Raw genomic sequence first — 15137 nt, 5'->3', positions numbered from 1 at the left:
ATTTCTTCTAGAACCGAGCAAGGCTCCATGAACCAGCACATGCGCCCAGAACCCATTCCCTTCACCGATATCGCCGCGCAACGCCGCCGGCTCGGCAAATCGATCGACGATGCCGTTGCCCGAGTGCTCGATCACTGCCAGTTCATCAACGGGCCGGAGGTCACGGAGTTGGAAGCCGCGCTTGCGAAATTTTCAGGCGCCAAACACGTGGTGAGCTGCGCCAGCGGCACCGACGCGCTGCTGATGGTGCTGATGGCGAAAAATATCGGCCCCGGCGATGCCGTGCTCTGTCCCTCCTTCACCTTTTGCGCGACCGGCGAGGTGGTGGTGCTGACCGGTGCCACGCCTGTTTTCGTCGACGTCGACGAGGTGACCTTCAACATCGACACCGGCTCGCTCAAGCGCGGCATCGCGACGGCGCGACAGCGTGGCCTGAAGCCGCGGGCGGTGATTCCAGTCGACCTGTTCGGGCAAAGCGCCGACCACGACGCGATCGGCGCCATCGCGGAGGCCGAGGGCCTGTTCGTGCTCAACGACGCCGCCCAGAGCTTTGGCGCGAGCTACAAGGGCCGCCGGCTCGGCACCTTCGGTCTGGCGACTACAACCAGCTTCTTTCCCGCGAAGCCGCTCGGCTGCTTCGGCGACGGCGGCGCGATCTTCACCGACGACGATGCGCTGGCCGAAATACTGCGCAGCATCCGCGTCCACGGCCAGGGCTCGGACAAATACGACAATGTCCGTATCGGCCTCACCGCGCGGCTCGATACCATGCAGGCGGCGATTCTGATCGAGAAGCTGAAAATCTTCGAGGACGAGATCGCGGCGCGCAACGTGGTTGCAGAGCGCTATGCGCGGGGGCTCGGAAATGTCGTGACCGTGCCCCGTCTTGCCAGCGGCTGCAGCTCGATCTGGGCGTGCTATACCATCCGCCTGCCTAAAGGCACGGACCGTGACCGCTTCGTTGCCGACCTGAAGGCGCAGGGGATTCCGACCGCGATCTATTACACGAAATCGATGCATCAGCAGACCGCGTACAAGAGTTTCCCGGTGGCGGATGGCGGGCTGCCGGTGAGCGAAAAGCTCTCGGACGATGTCGTCAGCCTGCCTATTCACGCCTACCTCGACGAGGCGACGCAGGCGCGGGTGATCGAGGCGGTGCGCGGCGCGCTTTCTTCCTGATTTCACGGTTGGGCGAATTTGCGCTAGAAACGGCGCATGCTCGGACGCATCTTCACCGTCGGCGGTTACACGCTGCTCTCGCGGCTAACCGGATTTGCACGCGATATCATGCTCGCCGCCATTCTCGGCGCCGGGCCCGTCGCGGATGCGTTCTTCGTGGCGCTGCGGCTGCCCAATCATTTTCGCGCGATCTTCGCCGAGGGCGCCTTCAACGCGGCCTTCGTGCCGGCCTACGCGCATCTGCACGGCAAGAGCGAAGCGTCGGCGCGGCTGTTCGCCGACCGCATCTTCACGCTGCTGTTTGCCGCCCAGGTGGTTTTGCTCGTCGTGGCCTGGATGTTCATGCCGGAGGTGATCGCTATCCTCGCGCCGGGGTTCAAAGACGATCCGGCGCGCGGCGAACTGGCGATTTCGCTGACGCGGATCACGTTTCCGTATCTGCTGCTTATCACGCTGGTGACGCTGTACGGCGGCATGCTCAACGTGATGCATCGCTTCGCAAGCGCTGCCGCCGCGCCGATCTTTCTCAACCTGTCGATGATGGCGACGCTGGCGCTGGCCGCGTTCTTTCCGGGTGCGGGCTACGCCGCCGCATGGGGCGTCCTGCTCGCCGGCATCCTTGAATTCCTGCTGCTGGCAGGCGACGCGGCCAAGTCCGGCATCCTGCCGAAATTCGCGTCCATCAAATTCGACGAAGACGTGCGCGCGTTCTTTCGGGCGCTGGGCCCCGCGACCGTCGGCTCAATGGGAACGCAGATCGCGCTGTTCGCCGACACCATCATCGCGACCTTTCTGGCGGCGGGCGCGCTTTCGGCGCTGTACTACGCCGACCGTCTCAACCAGTTGCCGATCGGTGTGATCGGGATCGCGATCGGCACCGTGCTGTTGCCGGAAATGTCGCGGCGCCTCACCGCGAACGATGTCACCGGAGCATCGGCCGCGCAGCGGCGGGCCTTCGAATTCTCGCTGTTGTTTTCGGTGCCGTTCGTCGCCGCCTTCCTGACCGTGCCTGATGTCATCATGCGCGCGATGTTTGCGCGCGGTGCGTTCTCGAAGGCGGATGCCGCAGCCGCGGGCGCCACGCTGGCCGCTTACGCGATCGGGCTGATTCCGTTCGTGACCATCCGCAGCGCGGTGGCGACCTTCTACGCCCGCCACGACACCGCGACGCCGGTCAAGGCGGCGTTGACCGGCGTGGCCGTCAACTTGGCGCTGAAGGTCGCGTTGATGGGCGCGCTGGCGCAAATCGGCCTGGCGCTCGCCACCGCCATCGGGGCCTGGGTCAATCTTTTGCTCGTGCTCTTCTTCGCGGTGCGGGCAGGCTACCTCGAACTCGACCGTGCCTGGATGACATCGCTCGCCAAGTTCGCGGCGGCCGGTGTCCTGCTCGCCGCCGCGCTTTGGGCCACCGCACGATTCGCCAGCTTCTACTTCGCGCAGATGCGCACCTTCCGGGACGAGACCGCATTGCTGCTGCTGATCGCGGCCGGCGCCTTCGTGTACGGGGTCCTGATCCTGCTGTTGTTTGGCAGGGGGTGGCTATTCGTGCTGCTGCGCGACCGGAGATCTGGCCGCAATTGACTGTAAATAAAGGAAAAATTTTGATTGGGGCGTGTTGTGGCCGCATTCTGGCATTTTTGCAACAAGTTCCCGAAAAGCGCCATTTGCGGCCGATCCGTACATGATTGAGAGGCGACTCCGCGTTAGCTTGATCCCAGTTTCAATTAACGGTTTTTCAAAGAGGGTTTTCCATGCGCGCTTCAGCCTTCAAGGCAATCGCAGCTTCGGCACTGGCTGTCATGGCCGCGACTTCGATGGCATCTGCAGCGGACATGGCGCCGCGCTACACCAAGGCACCGCCGGCCATGGTTGAGGTCTGGAACTGGAGCGGCTTCTATATCGGCGGCAACGCCGGCTATAGCTGGGGCCGCGGCCACTCGGACGTTTCGTATTTCAACACCGTCACTGGATTGCCGATCGCTCCGCCAGCGGGCTCCATCACCAGCGCCGGCTACAACATGGACGGCGCCATTGCGGGCGGCCAGATCGGCTACAACTGGCAAGCCAACAACTGGGTGTTCGGTTTGGAAGCCGACGCGCAGTGGTCGGACGAGAAGGGCAGGGGCGTGTTCAGCTGCGCCGCAACCGGCATCGGCGGACCGTGCCTTCCCGGCCTGACGTTCCTGCCCCCGGGCGTGACCGGAACCAGCCTTGCCGTCGATACGCACCTCGAATGGTTCGGCACTGTGCGCGGTCGCGTCGGCGTGCTTGCGACCCCCAGGGTCCTGTTCTACGGCACGGGCGGTCTGGCCTATGGTTCGTTCAAAACGACGGGCACGATGGCTGGCGTAACGCCGGCCGGCATTGCCGTGGCTTCGGTTACCTCGAACGACGATATCCGCTTCGGCTGGACGGTCGGTGCCGGTGTCGAAGGCAAAATCACCAACAACTGGAGCGCCAAGCTCGAATACCTCTATATGGATTTCGACAGCTTCCGCGCTGGTAGCTTCACGCTCGCGCCGGCCAGCGCGATCAGAGCCGATGTGGACACGCGCTTCCACGACCACGTCCTGCGTGTCGGCTTGAACTATACCTTCGGCGGCCCGGTGATCGCGAAGTATTGATCTCGACGTAGTCTCCTCCCTGAACTCGAAGCCCCGGCATCGTCCGGGGCTTTTTGTTGTGCAGTCGCGAAAAATTCCGCTGAGCGGGCACCGGGTCTGTTGCGCCAGGCCAAGACCAGGTCATGACCGGTGTGCCGAAAGCGGTTTGCGCTGACGCCCGAACCGCTGCAATATGGAACGCTTCTAGAGCATGATCCGGAAAAGTGGCTACCGCTTCTCCGAAAGGGCCATGCTCAAACCAAAAAGATGGGGCGGATGACAGTTCGAAGGCGTCATCGTGCTCCAGGACAATTGGAGATACGATGGCAGCTCCCATCAAGTTCGGCGTCGGTCAAAGCGTTCTTCGCAAGGAAGACGACGCGCTCATTCGCGGCAAGGGCCGCTATACCGACGACCATTCGCCACAGGCTGCGATGCACGCGCTGATGCTGCGCTCGCCGCATGCGCACGCGAAATTCACGCTCAACGTCACCAAGGCCCGCGGGATGCCGGGCGTATCGTTGATTCTGACCGCGGCCGAGGTCGGCGATCTCGGCGATCTGCCGTGCCTGTTCAACCTGGAAACCGATCCCTTCACCGGTCCGCCATACCCGATCCTCGCCAAGGACGAGGTGCGCCATGTCGGCGACGCCGTGGCCTTCGTGGTCGCCGATACCATCGACCAGGCCCGCGATGCGATCGAGGCGATCGACGTCAAATGGACGCCGCTGCCCGCGGTGGCCGGCGTCGTCAACGCCGTCAAGCAGAGCGCGCCGCAGGTCTGGCCCGACAAGCCCGGCAACGTGCTGTTCGACGTGCCGGTCGGCGACAAGAAGGCGGCGGAAGCCGCCTTTGCCAAAGCGCATGCGGTGGCTGAAGTGTCGATCGTCAACCCGCGCGTCATCACCAACTTCATGGAAACGCGCGCTGCGGTTGCCGAATACGACGCCAAGCGCGATCATCTGACGCTGACGATCGGCAGCCAGGGCAGCCATCGCCTGCGCGAGATCTTGTGCGGCATGGTGCTGAAGATGCCGATGGAGAAGATGCGGGTGATCTGCCCCGACGTCGGCGGCGGCTTCGGTACCAAGCTATTTCCCTACCGCGAATACGCGTTGATCGCGGTGGCCGCGCGCAAGCTGCGCAAGACCATCAAATGGACCGCCGACCGCTCCGATCACTTCATGGGCGATGCGCAGGGCCGCGACAACGTCACGATCGCGAAGATGGCGCTGGCCGAGGACGGCAAGTTCTTAGGGATGGACGTCGACCTGATGGGCGACATGGGCGCCTATCTCTCGACCTTCGGGCCCTATATCCCGCATGGCGGCGCCGGCATGCTGCCCGGGCTCTATGATATCCAGGCCTTCCACTGCCGCGTCCGCACCGTCTTCACCAACACCGTGCCGGTCGATGCCTATCGCGGCGCCGGGCGTCCGGAAGCTGCTTACGTGATCGAGCGTCTGGTTGATGCGGCCGCGCGAAAACTTGGGCTGACGCCCGATGCGATCCGGCGCAAGAACTTCATCCCGCCGAAGGCGATGCCCTACAAGACCGCGACCGGGAAGGTCTACGATTCCGGCGACTTCACCGCGCATATGAAGCGCGCGATGGAAGTCGCCAACTGGAAGGAATTTTCCAAGCGCGCCAAGGCTGCGAAGAAGGCTGGCCTCGTGCGCGGCATCGGCATGGCCTGCTATGTCGAGGTTTGCGGCACCATGGGCGAGGAGACCGCCAATGTCGCGCTCGATTCCAATGGCGACATCAACATCCTGATCGGCACCCAGTCGAGCGGGCAGGGCCACCAGACCGCTTACGCGCAACTCGTCGCCGAGCAGTTCGGGGTGCCGCCGGAGCGCGTCCACGTCCTGCAGGGCGACACCGACAAGATCGCCACCGGTCTCGGCACCGGCGGCTCGGCGTCGATCCCGACCGGCGGCGTCAGCGTCGAGCGCGCGACCCGCGAGCTCGGCGCCAAGCTGAAGGAAATCGCGGCCGAAGCGCTGGAGACCAGCGCCGGCGACCTCGAGATCAGCAATGGCGTCGTGCGCATCGCCGGCACCGATCGCTCGATCAGCTTCGCGGACCTCGCAAAGCGCCCGGGCGTCGATCCCTCGAAATTGAATGCGAGCGCGACCTTCGCGCAGGCCGACGGCACTTACCCGAACGGCACGCATCTCGCCGAAGTCGAGATCGATCCGGCAACCGGCATCATCAAGATCGTCAACTACGTCATCGTCGACGATTTCGGCGTGACGCTCAATCCGCTGCTGCTCGCCGGCCAGGTGCATGGCGGTGCGATGCAGGGCATCGGTCAGGCCTTGATGGAGCAGGCGGTCTACAGCTCAACCGACGGCCAGCTCGTCACCGGCACCTTCATGGACTACGCGGTGCCGCGGGCGTCCGACGGCCCGTCATTCCATTTCGAAACGCACAACGTGCCGTGCACGACCAATCCACTCGGCGTCAAGGGCGCAGGCGAGGCCGGGGCGATCGGCTCCTGTCCCGCGGTGGTCAATGCGATCATCGAGGGCCTGTGGCGCGAGTACAAGATCGATCACATCGACATGCCGGCCACACCCGAGCGGGTCTGGATTGCAATCCGCGAGGCCCAGAAACGGCATAATCTCTGATATTTTGTCGCATGCGGAATGATGCGCCGCATGCGGTGTTTACAAACAACCGGTCCGCACCACCTTTGGGGCCGGTACAAACCCGAATTGAAGGGGATTTAGCCAATGAAGCGGATCGTCGTCGTCGCAGCTGTGCTTGCATTCAGTGCCGGTGCGGTCGTTGCACAGCAGGATCAGGTCAAGCGGACCCAGGCCATGATGAAGGACAATGGCAAGAACGCCGGCGCGTTGTCGGCGATGGTCAAGGGCGATAAGCCCTACGACCAGTCGACCGTCAATGCCGCGCTGGCCCAGTTCGAAGACACCGCCAAGAGCCTTCCAACGCTGTTCCCCGAGAGCATGAAAGGTGTCAAGCTGGAGGGTGATTACGATCCCTCGCCGAAAATCTGGGAAGACAAGGCCGGCTTCGAGTCCCAAATTAAGAGCTTCGCCAAGGTCGTCGCCGATGCCAAAGGCAAGATCAAGAATCTCGACACGCTAAAGGCGGAAATGCCTGTCATCGGCAAGCAGTGCGGTGGCTGCCACGAGACATACCGGATCAAGAAGGGTTGATCGCATTCCAACTTTGAGCATGATCTCCGCGCAAACGCGTTCCGCGTTTGTCGCGAGGGAAAACCGCTACACATTTTTCCGGATCATGCTCTGGCCTCAAAAAGGGGCGGACACCGCGAAGCGTCCGCCCTTTTTGTGTTAGCCTTTTCTTTTTTTGTCTATTCGTGTTCGAACTTATCTGCTTCGTCACCAAATTTACTTGGTGACTTGATTTATTTGGTTACCTGGCCGCGGATTTCGCCGCCCGGATTGGCTGCGGTGTGAATGTTGATGTAGTACTTGCCGGCCGCGAGGTCCGCGGCCTGCGCATCGGTCAACGTCGCGCTGCCTTCGACCGGGCTCGACGCCGCATTGGGAATGGCGACCGCAACACCGGCATTCTTGCCGGCTTCGGCGGGCCCGTGGAAATGGGCGGCGGTGGCAGGGCCGGACAGGCCGGAATAGCTCAGCTTCCAGCTCAGCTTCTTGCTGGCGGGATCGTAGTCGATGTCGGCGGTGCCCTTGGCCGCGCTGGTGTTGGGTGGCACCTGGGCCTTGCCGTCGAGCGTCGCCTTCATCTTGTCGGCAGACGCGGGCCCTGCAAACGCAATCGCTGCCCCGAGCGCAAGCGTGACCAGCATGATCTTGTTCGACATGGTGTTTCTCCCTGGTTGACGTCAAACGGAAGCGTCAGCCTCAAAACAATGATTTTCCGGATTTATTCCCGAAACGCCACCAAACGCCTCGAAATTTCGTGCAAGCCTATGGCGCAAAGTGCGTCCATACTGGTTATTGAATTGAGACGCGTGACGACGGATCGGTGAATGCTGCGACGAATTCTCCTTGGCTTGATTTTTGTCGGCGTCGCCGGCGCTGGCACCTTCTGGTGGCTGACAGTCCCGGCGGTCGTTGCCTCGGCCTCGCTTTCGCCCCGCACGCCGAACCTTGCCAATGGCGTCACAACGTTCAATGCCGGAGGCTGTTCCTCCTGCCATGCTGTGCCCAACCAGCCCGACCGGCTGAAGCTGGGCGGCGGGCTTGCCATGCCGTCGCCGTTCGGGACGTTCTACGTTCCCAACATCTCGTCCGATCCCACTTACGGTATCGGCCGGTGGAGCGAGGCGGATTTCGTGACGGCGGTGCTCAAGGGGACTTCGCCCGACGGCGCGCATTATTTCCCGGCCTTTCCATACGCGTCCTACCAGCACGCGACGGTCGATGACGTTCGCGACCTCTTTGCCTATCTGAAGACGCTTGCGCCGGTGGCCGGCAAGCCACGCGACCACGACGTGCCGTTTCCATTCAACATCCGCCGCAATGTCGGCATCTGGAAATGGCTGTTCATGGACGGCAAGCCTTACACGGCGGACGCTTCACGTTCGGCGTCGTGGAATCGCGGCGCCTATCTCGTCAATGGTATGGGCCATTGCGCCGAGTGCCACAGCCCGCGCAACTTCCTCGGAGGTATCGTCCAGGCGCAACGCTTCGCAGGTGGCCCCAATCCGGAGGGCGAGGGCTGGGTGCCCAACATCACCCAGAAGAGATTGGCCGAGTGGAGCGCGAGAGACATCGACTACTTCCTCGAAACCGGGCAAACGCCGGATGGCGACACCGCCGGTGGATCGATGGCGCGGGTGATCAGGAATACGTCGCAGTTGCCGCCGGAGGATCGCGCCGCCATCGCGGAATATGTGAAGTCGTTGCCAGCGGTCGAGGGACCACCACGGCCGAAGAAGGCAAAGGACGATCAAAAGTCTTGATGGAAAGCGTGACTTCGCGCGTCGTCAGTTAGTCAAGGCGGCGGTGATCGGCTCACGCCTTTCCGGCAATGTCGGCACGATCGTCAACGGCTTGCGCGGCACGGGCGGCGCGGCGGTTTTGGTTCGTTTCAAATCAGTGGGGCGCTTGGTCGAAGCGATGTCAGCTTGCGGGCGATCGGAATCGCCGATCCGGTACATCACGACGCCGCGATCGAAATAGGCCGCTGCGAAGCGCGGATAATATTGAACCCCCAAATTGTACGTGACGAAGCCCGGGACAGGCTCGAAGCGGCCGATTGGCGCGGCGTTGGCTTCCTTCGCTGCGGGCGCTGCGGCGGCCATTGTGACCGCTGCGCCGGTTGAAACCTCTCCCTCGCTCTGGAGGCGCGGTTCGTCCTGCGCCGGAGCCCCGGGCTGCAGCGCGGCAACCTCCAGTGCGCCGCCGGCGGTTCTGTCGGTCACCATTTCCGCCGCCCCAGGCGGTTTTGAAAACAGTCCGAACAGGGTGTAGCCGCCCACCAGCACCGCCGAAATGATCGTTGCCGCCATCGTGTTGGAGGCGACCTTGCGCATGGTCTCGTAGGTGTGGGTCGCCGGCGTCGCCGGAGGCTGCAGCGCTATGGCGAGCAAATGATCGTAGGTAGCGCGCTGCTCGGTATCGGTCAGGATGTCATAGGCACGCATCAGCTCCCTGAACCTCAGCGCAGCATCGGGATTGTCAGGGTTCATATCGGGATGCGTGGCCTTCGCGGCCTTGCGGAAGGCAGCCCGCAATCCCTCGGCGTCATCACTCGGAAGCGCTCCGAGCAGATCGTACAGCGTCCCCATTGGTGGTACTCGCGACTGTTTCACCCCTCGGAAGGTCCCCCGCCGCGGAGCTCCCGATTGACGACGCTTAAGCTAATGAAAAACTTCAAGGCGGTAGGATGATGCTCTGATGGCAAAAGCATGCCATTGAGATCGGTCGTTAACCATATGTTGCCGCAAAGCTATTCGGCCTAGCCTAGCAGGACGATACGGAGGGTTCCAGCCCCATCTCTCCGGGTAAGCGGCCCTGAACGAGCCATCCTTCTGATGGTGGTGAGGAAGACCTTGGGCGGTGCGTCCTGCATCTTTGCTTGCCTTCATCGAGCGGCTCAAGAGCCTGCACCATCGTGACGCTGGCGTGTGGTCTCGACATGTCGGAAGATGGCAGCGCCCAGGAGGCCCCCTCAGGCATGATTGTCGCCGGTCGTCATTGCGCGCTTACACAGGATGCCTGGAGTGAATTGGCTGCCCGGGCGGTGATCGAAGAAATCGCAGCCGATGCTATCGCGCAGTTCGATCCCGAGACGTTCTGGCCGGGTCATCCAAGCGACGACGGCGTGGGAGACGGTCACGCCAGTTTCTATACGGGCGCGGCCGGCGTTATTTGGGCGCTAGACTACTTGCATCGAATCGGTGCGACCAGCGTTGCCGAAGACTTTCGCCCTGTTCTGCCTCGGCTTCTGGAGCGGACAATCGCCGCCTTCGAAAACAATTCGCCTACCGATTACGGGAAGCATGGCTCGCTGCTCAAGGGCGACATGGGTGCGGCGCTTCTCGCCATGCGTCTCGCACCCACATCGAGCCTGGCTGATCTTGTGCATAGGCGCGCAGAAGCAAATATCGGACTGCCGATCCGAGAGCTCATGTGGGGCATGCCTGGGTCCATGATTGCCGCAATCCACATGGCCGAGATGACAGGGGAAACGCGATGGCGCGGGATGTTCGAAATGCAGGCGGCCCGGCTGTTAGGCGCTCTCGAGGACACGCCGCAAGGTCAACTTTGGACACAAGATCTCTATGGTGAGAACGACCGCTGGCTGGGACCCGTTCACGGCTTCGCTGGCAACGCCATCCCGTTGCTGCACGGGTGGGACTGGTTGACGCCGACGCAGCAAGCGCAGGTAGCCGGATTTGTGCCGGCGACACTCGCAGCAAATGCGTGGCAATCTGAAATGGGGACAAATTGGAGCGCGAGAAGCAAGCGCGCGAGGCCGCCTGCCTATTGTCAGCATTGTCACGGCGCGCCCGGCATGGTGACGACATTTGCGGATGCGCCCTTTGCTTCCCCTGAATTGGACGCACTTCTTGTGGATGCCGGTCGCTTCACCTGGGCCGCCGGACCACTTACCAAGGGCTCGGGCCTTTGCCACGGCACGGGCGGGAATGGCTACGCATTCCTCAAACTCTACCGCCGCACGAACGACCCGATGTGGCTCGACCGCGCACGCCAATTCGCTATGACGGCCATCGTCCAGTATCGCGGCGCTCAGGTAGCCGTTGGTCGCGGACGGTATACGCTTTGGACTGGCGATGTCGGTCTTGCAATTTACCTTTGGGACTGCATCACCGGGGAGCCTCGCTTCCCGACGATCGACGTGTTCTGATCCGGACACGGCGACACGTCACCAGCACAACTCCCATTTCGCTTTGCGTACTGCAGCGTTTTGTCTTGAACAGACCGCCGCCGACCAATAAAATGAGAGGTAGTTGGCAGGCACGTTTCGGAGTGCGCCTATATGGCGTTGGATTTGGTTCGTTCCGGATACGCAACTCTCGAACATGAGATCGCCCAGGAGAGGGCGTCGGCGCTCGGACGGCTTGGACGGCGGCTTGAGGCCGCGCTAGCGGCACTTGCCGCATGCCCGCGGACGGCCAATTCCGATCGAAAAATCCGCGATGGTCTCGTCGAGCAGGCGGGATATGCGCTCTGGCTCTTCGTCGTGCAACGCGAGGCCTACGGTCTCAACAAAATCGACCACGTGATACAGGTCTACGGGGTGCCGAACGACGTGGTTGCCCGCATGGGTCCATTGGCCACGCCGAGCATCCATCCGATGAAGACCATAGAGGTTGAGGACGCGCCGGCGCCAATGTTCTGAAACTCGCCCTTCGCGGCGTGTCGCCGCTAACTCGCCGCCATCAGGGCTGCGATCGTTTGCCGCATCGGTGTCCGGCAAGCCCACCGCGATGAGCGCTTGCTCAATGAAGGCCTTCAACCGACCAGAAGTGACTGATGTCTCGGACAGGACGCGCACTCCCTGAGGCCGCGGGCGTGGCCGTGCGCCGGGCGAAGTCGACGGCGATTGCGGGCAGGCGGGGCCGCCGTTGCTAGCCCGTACCGAACGCCTTGAAGGTGATGATGGTGTGGGTGTCCTGGATGCCCGGAATCACCTGCACCTTCTCGTTGACGAAATGGCCGATGTCGGTGTCGTTGTCGACGTAGAACTTGACCAGCAGATCGTAATCGCCAGCGGTGGAATAGATCTCCGAGGCGATCTCGGCCTCCGCGAGCGCATTGGCGACGGCATAGGACTGGCCGAGCTTGCATTTGAACTGAACGAAGAAGGGAACCATCGCTATCGTCTCCAAAAATGTTGGCCCCAATAGGCCAAAAACCGCTGACAATGGCAAGCCAGCTTGCTGCCCATGCCATGGCGCGGTAGAACAAATCCATGGTCCTCAACACACGATTTGCGCGAGGCTTGCGATGACGACGCCAATCGCGCTGACCATCGCGGGCTCCGATTCCTCTGGAGGCGCCGGCATCCAGGCGGACCTGAAGACGTTTGCCGCGCTCGGCGTCTACGGCGCCTCCGTGATCACGGCGCTGACCGCGCAGAATACCGAGGGCGTCAGCGGCATCCACCAGGTGCCGGCCGAGTTCGTGACCGCGCAGATCGACGCGGTGTTTTCCGATCTGGCGGTAGGCGCGGTCAAGATCGGCATGGTGGCGCAGCCGCCGGTTATCGACGCTATCGTCGCGGGGCTGGCGCGCTGGTCGCCGAAGCAGGTCGTGCTCGATCCGGTGATGGTCGCAACCTCGGGCGACCGGCTGCTCGCGACTGAAGCCATCGATGCGCTGCGGACCAGGCTCATTCCGTTGGCGTCGGTGATCACGCCCAACTTGCCGGAAGCCGCAGCGCTGCTCGACGAAGGCGTGGCGGCCGACGAAGCTGCCGTTGAGAAGCAAGGCAGGCAATTGCTGGCCCTGGGATGCAAGGCGGTGCTGATCAAGGGCGGCCACGGCGAGGGCGCCGAGTGCATCGACTATCTGATCGATTCCTCTGGTGTCATCGCACTCGCCGCGCCGCGCATCGCCACAAAAAATACCCACGGCACCGGCTGCTCGCTCTCCTCGGCGATTGCCGCGGGGCTCGCGAAGGGCGAGGGCATGGAGACCGCCGTGCGCAACGCCAAGGCGTGGATTAGCGCTGCGATTGCCGCAGCAGATCGCTTCAGCGTCGGGCATGGCCACGGCCCGATCCATCATTTTCACAAGTTTTACTAGCGGTCGCTACGAGGGGCGTCTTGTAGCCCGGATGCAGCGAAGCGAAATCCGGGGCGACCGAATCCGCTCGCGTGACCGGCCCCGGATTGCGCTGCGCTCCATCCGGGCTACGTATTGCCTCTCCAATGTCGCCTGCCTGTCGCATCGCGCTGCTATCCGCAAGTTGCGGGGCGCGGCATTGATTCTCGTGGGTTATCGCGGCGTGAACAAGTCATCGCCCTGTCACAGAAATCTGTCAGGGGACAGGTATGGGTAGTGACTCCTTGAGTGAAGAAAGCCCGGAACGGCGCTTTCGGACCTTGTTTATCTCCGACGTTCATCTCGGAGCCCGCGGCTCGCAAGCCGACCGTTTGCTGGATTTCCTCAAGAGCCACGACGCCGACACCATCTACCTCGTCGGTGATATCGTCGATGGCTGGGCGCTGAAGTCGAGCTGGTACTGGCCCCAATCGCACAACGACTTCGTGCAGAAGATGCTGCGCAAGGCGCGCAAGGGCGCCAAGGTCGTCTACGTGCCGGGCAACCACGACGAGTTCCTGCGCAACTATTACGGCACGCATTTCGGCGGCATCGATGTGGTGGAAAACACCATTCATGAGGGCGCCGACGGCAAGCGCTACCTCATCATCCACGGCGACATCTTCGATCTCGTGGTGCAGAACGCGCGCTGGCTCGCTCATCTCGGCGACAAGGCCTATGACTTCGCCATTCAGATGAATCGCCTCGTCAATTTCTTCCGGCGCATGTTCGGCGTTCCGTATTGGTCGCTGTCGCAATGGGCGAAGCTGAAGGTCAAGAACGCCGTGAACTATATCGGCGCGTTCGAAAAGACCCTGGCCGGCGAAGCGCGGCGGCACGGCGCCGACGGCGTGATCTGCGGCCATATCCATTACGCCACCATTCGCGACGAGCACGGCATCCGCTACATGAATTGCGGCGACTGGGTGGAAAGCTGCACCGCGCTTGCCGAGCACGAGGACGGCCGGTTCGAGATCATCACCTGGACCGATCCGCAGCGAAGGGCAGCACCCGTTCCCCGCGTCGCGGCGCGCGCCGCATGACGCATATCCTGGTCGCGACCGATGCGTGGCATCCCCAGGTCAACGGGGTGGTTCGGACGCTGACCATGATGGCAGAGGCGGCCAAGGGATTCGGCGTCGAGGTGAGTTTCCTGACGCCGCAATCGTTTCGCACCTTCGCGATGCCGAGCTATCCGGATCTGCGGCTGGCGCTGCCGTATCCGGCAAAAATCGCGCAATTGATCGAAGCGGCAAAGCCCGACAGCATTCATATCGCGACCGAGGGCCCGATTGGGTTGCTCGTGCGGCGCTATTGCCGCAAGCGTGGCCTGCCGTTCACCACGAGCTTTCACACCCGTTTTCCGGAATATGTATCGGCGCGCTCGCCGATCCCTGAATCCTGGGTATGGCGGGTGCTGCGCTGGTTCCACCGGCCGAGCCAGGCGGTGATGGCGGCAACGCCGGCGCTGGCGGCCGAATTGCGCATGCGCGGCTTTCGCAACGTGGTGCTGTGGTCGCGCGGCGTCGATACCTCGCTGTTTCATCCGCGGAGCGTCGATCTCTGCCTGCCGATGCCGGTGTATCTCAGCGTCGGGCGTCTCGCGGTTGAAAAGAATCTCGAAGCCTTCCTCGACCTCGATCTGCCCGGCACCAAGCTCGTCGTCGGCGATGGACCGGCCCTGACGGCGCTGGAGCGGAAATATCCGAACGCCGTGTTCCTGGGTGCAAGGCACGGCGAGGAGCTGGCCGAAATCTACGCGGCCTCTGATATTTTCGTCTTTCCCAGCAGGACCGACACGTTTGGCCTGGTGCTGCTGGAGGCGCTGGCCAGCGGCCTGCCGGTTGCCGCCTTTCCGGTCACCGGTCCGCGCGACGTGATCGGCTCGGCGCCGGTCGGCGTCCTGGATGAGGATCTGCGTGCGGCCTGCCTGGATGCGCTGCAGGTTTCGCGCGAAGATTGCGTCGAATTCGCCGGCGCCCACACCTGGCAAGCCTCCACGCGGGTTTTCATCGAACATGCCCTGAATGTGCGCCCGATCGAGCAGGAAGGCGAGGTGGCCGAATTTGGGGCAGAAGACCCGCATTTCGCAGCCTGA

At 62.7% G+C, this 15137-nt stretch carries 14 protein-coding genes; 11 read left to right on the top strand and 3 right to left on the bottom strand.

Going from position 1 to position 15137, the window contains the following annotated elements; translation table 11 throughout:
* Positions 1 to 27 precede the first annotated feature (27 nt).
* The 5 genes from V1279_RS22110 to V1279_RS22090 all read left to right on the top strand — a co-directional run bounded on the left by V1279_RS22110 (position 28) and on the right by V1279_RS22090 (position 6967).
* Complete coding sequence (locus V1279_RS22110) at positions 28 to 1179, top strand: DegT/DnrJ/EryC1/StrS family aminotransferase (protein ID WP_334440111.1); 1152 nt, start codon at positions 28 to 30, stop codon at positions 1177 to 1179.
* 36 nt (positions 1180 to 1215) lie between these two features.
* Entirely contained in the window at positions 1216 to 2760 is a 1545-nt protein-coding gene (gene murJ, locus V1279_RS22105) for a murein biosynthesis integral membrane protein MurJ (RefSeq protein WP_334440109.1), read from the top strand.
* A 170-nt stretch (positions 2761 to 2930) separates the two neighbouring features.
* Positions 2931 to 3803: an outer membrane protein gene (locus V1279_RS22100; RefSeq protein ID WP_334440106.1), complete on the top strand. Its 873-nt coding sequence runs from the start codon at positions 2931 to 2933 to the stop codon at positions 3801 to 3803.
* 302 nt (positions 3804 to 4105) lie between these two features.
* Positions 4106 to 6415: a xanthine dehydrogenase family protein molybdopterin-binding subunit gene (locus V1279_RS22095; protein ID WP_334440103.1), complete on the top strand. Its 2310-nt coding sequence runs from the start codon at positions 4106 to 4108 to the stop codon at positions 6413 to 6415.
* Positions 6416 to 6520: 105 nt separating this feature from the next.
* The gene (locus tag V1279_RS22090; RefSeq protein ID WP_334440101.1) at positions 6521 to 6967 is read left to right on the top strand and encodes a c-type cytochrome; all 447 of its coding nucleotides are present in this window, start codon (positions 6521 to 6523) and stop codon (positions 6965 to 6967) included.
* A 212-nt stretch (positions 6968 to 7179) separates the two neighbouring features.
* Here V1279_RS22090 and V1279_RS22085 read toward each other — a convergent pair whose 3' ends face one another.
* Positions 7180 to 7602 carry a CHRD domain-containing protein gene (locus V1279_RS22085; RefSeq protein ID WP_334440099.1) on the bottom strand — a complete coding sequence of 141 codons (423 nt, stop codon included), beginning with the start codon at positions 7600 to 7602 and terminating at the stop codon, positions 7180 to 7182.
* A 168-nt stretch (positions 7603 to 7770) separates the two neighbouring features.
* On the opposite strand from V1279_RS22085, the gene V1279_RS22080 reads away from it, so the two are divergent.
* Positions 7771 to 8706 (top strand): c-type cytochrome, encoded by a 936-nt coding sequence (locus V1279_RS22080; protein WP_334440096.1) that lies wholly within the window; start codon positions 7771 to 7773, stop codon positions 8704 to 8706.
* 24 nt (positions 8707 to 8730) lie between these two features.
* On the opposite strand, the gene V1279_RS22075 is transcribed toward V1279_RS22080, so the two are convergent.
* Complete coding sequence (locus tag V1279_RS22075) at positions 8731 to 9534, bottom strand: J domain-containing protein (protein WP_334440094.1); 804 nt, start codon at positions 9532 to 9534, stop codon at positions 8731 to 8733.
* A gap of 326 nt (positions 9535 to 9860) precedes the next feature.
* On the opposite strand from V1279_RS22075, the gene V1279_RS22070 reads away from it, so the two are divergent.
* Both V1279_RS22070 and V1279_RS22065 read left to right on the top strand, forming a co-directional pair.
* Positions 9861 to 11117, top strand: a complete 1257-nt coding sequence (locus V1279_RS22070) for a lanthionine synthetase C family protein (protein WP_334440092.1) — start codon at positions 9861 to 9863, stop codon at positions 11115 to 11117.
* A gap of 132 nt (positions 11118 to 11249) precedes the next feature.
* Complete coding sequence (locus V1279_RS22065) at positions 11250 to 11612, top strand: DUF6665 family protein (RefSeq protein ID WP_334440089.1); 363 nt, start codon at positions 11250 to 11252, stop codon at positions 11610 to 11612.
* 229 nt (positions 11613 to 11841) lie between these two features.
* On the opposite strand, the gene V1279_RS22060 is transcribed toward V1279_RS22065, so the two are convergent.
* Positions 11842 to 12087 carry an Lrp/AsnC ligand binding domain-containing protein gene (locus tag V1279_RS22060; RefSeq protein ID WP_029583462.1) on the bottom strand — a complete coding sequence of 82 codons (246 nt, stop codon included), beginning with the start codon at positions 12085 to 12087 and terminating at the stop codon, positions 11842 to 11844.
* 133 nt (positions 12088 to 12220) lie between these two features.
* Between V1279_RS22060 and thiD the strand changes: the two genes are divergently transcribed.
* From thiD to V1279_RS22045, 3 genes are all read left to right on the top strand, one after another.
* Positions 12221 to 13021 (top strand): bifunctional hydroxymethylpyrimidine kinase/phosphomethylpyrimidine kinase, encoded by an 801-nt coding sequence (thiD, locus tag V1279_RS22055; protein WP_334440087.1) that lies wholly within the window; start codon positions 12221 to 12223, stop codon positions 13019 to 13021.
* A gap of 248 nt (positions 13022 to 13269) precedes the next feature.
* Complete coding sequence (locus tag V1279_RS22050; protein WP_334440084.1) at positions 13270 to 14082, top strand: UDP-2,3-diacylglucosamine diphosphatase; 813 nt, start codon at positions 13270 to 13272, stop codon at positions 14080 to 14082.
* Positions 14079 to 15137 (top strand): glycosyltransferase family 4 protein, encoded by a 1059-nt coding sequence (locus V1279_RS22045; protein ID WP_334440081.1) that lies wholly within the window; start codon positions 14079 to 14081, stop codon positions 15135 to 15137. Before V1279_RS22050 ends, V1279_RS22045 begins: the two co-directional genes overlap by 4 nt.

The sequence above is a fragment of the Bradyrhizobium sp. AZCC 1610 genome (assembly GCF_036924515.1).
Classification (GTDB): domain Bacteria; phylum Pseudomonadota; class Alphaproteobacteria; order Rhizobiales; family Xanthobacteraceae; genus Bradyrhizobium.
The sequence above is the reverse complement of the archived record's forward strand: the minus strand, read 5'-3'. Positions and strand labels throughout refer to the sequence as shown.

Bases quoted from the DNA above. Each gene is read 5' to 3' on its own strand.
- V1279_RS22110 (WP_334440111.1), top strand. From the start codon at position 28: ATGAACCAGCACATGCGCCCAGAACCCATTCCCTTCACCGATATCGCC.
- murJ (WP_334440109.1), top strand. From the start codon at position 1,216: ATGCTCGGACGCATCTTCACCGTCGGCGGTTACACGCTGCTCTCGCGG.
- V1279_RS22100 (WP_334440106.1), top strand. From the start codon at position 2,931: ATGCGCGCTTCAGCCTTCAAGGCAATCGCAGCTTCGGCACTGGCTGTC.
- V1279_RS22095 (WP_334440103.1), top strand. From the start codon at position 4,106: ATGGCAGCTCCCATCAAGTTCGGCGTCGGTCAAAGCGTTCTTCGCAAG.
- V1279_RS22090 (WP_334440101.1), top strand. From the start codon at position 6,521: ATGAAGCGGATCGTCGTCGTCGCAGCTGTGCTTGCATTCAGTGCCGGT.
- V1279_RS22085 (WP_334440099.1), bottom strand. From the start codon at position 7,602: ATGTCGAACAAGATCATGCTGGTCACGCTTGCGCTCGGGGCAGCGATT.
- V1279_RS22080 (WP_334440096.1), top strand. From the start codon at position 7,771: ATGCTGCGACGAATTCTCCTTGGCTTGATTTTTGTCGGCGTCGCCGGC.
- V1279_RS22075 (WP_334440094.1), bottom strand. From the start codon at position 9,534: ATGGGGACGCTGTACGATCTGCTCGGAGCGCTTCCGAGTGATGACGCC.
- V1279_RS22065 (WP_334440089.1), top strand. From the start codon at position 11,250: ATGGCGTTGGATTTGGTTCGTTCCGGATACGCAACTCTCGAACATGAG.
- V1279_RS22060 (WP_029583462.1), bottom strand. From the start codon at position 12,087: ATGGTTCCCTTCTTCGTTCAGTTCAAATGCAAGCTCGGCCAGTCCTAT.
- thiD (WP_334440087.1), top strand. From the start codon at position 12,221: ATGACGACGCCAATCGCGCTGACCATCGCGGGCTCCGATTCCTCTGGA.
- V1279_RS22050 (WP_334440084.1), top strand. From the start codon at position 13,270: ATGGGTAGTGACTCCTTGAGTGAAGAAAGCCCGGAACGGCGCTTTCGG.
- V1279_RS22045 (WP_334440081.1), top strand. From the start codon at position 14,079: ATGACGCATATCCTGGTCGCGACCGATGCGTGGCATCCCCAGGTCAAC.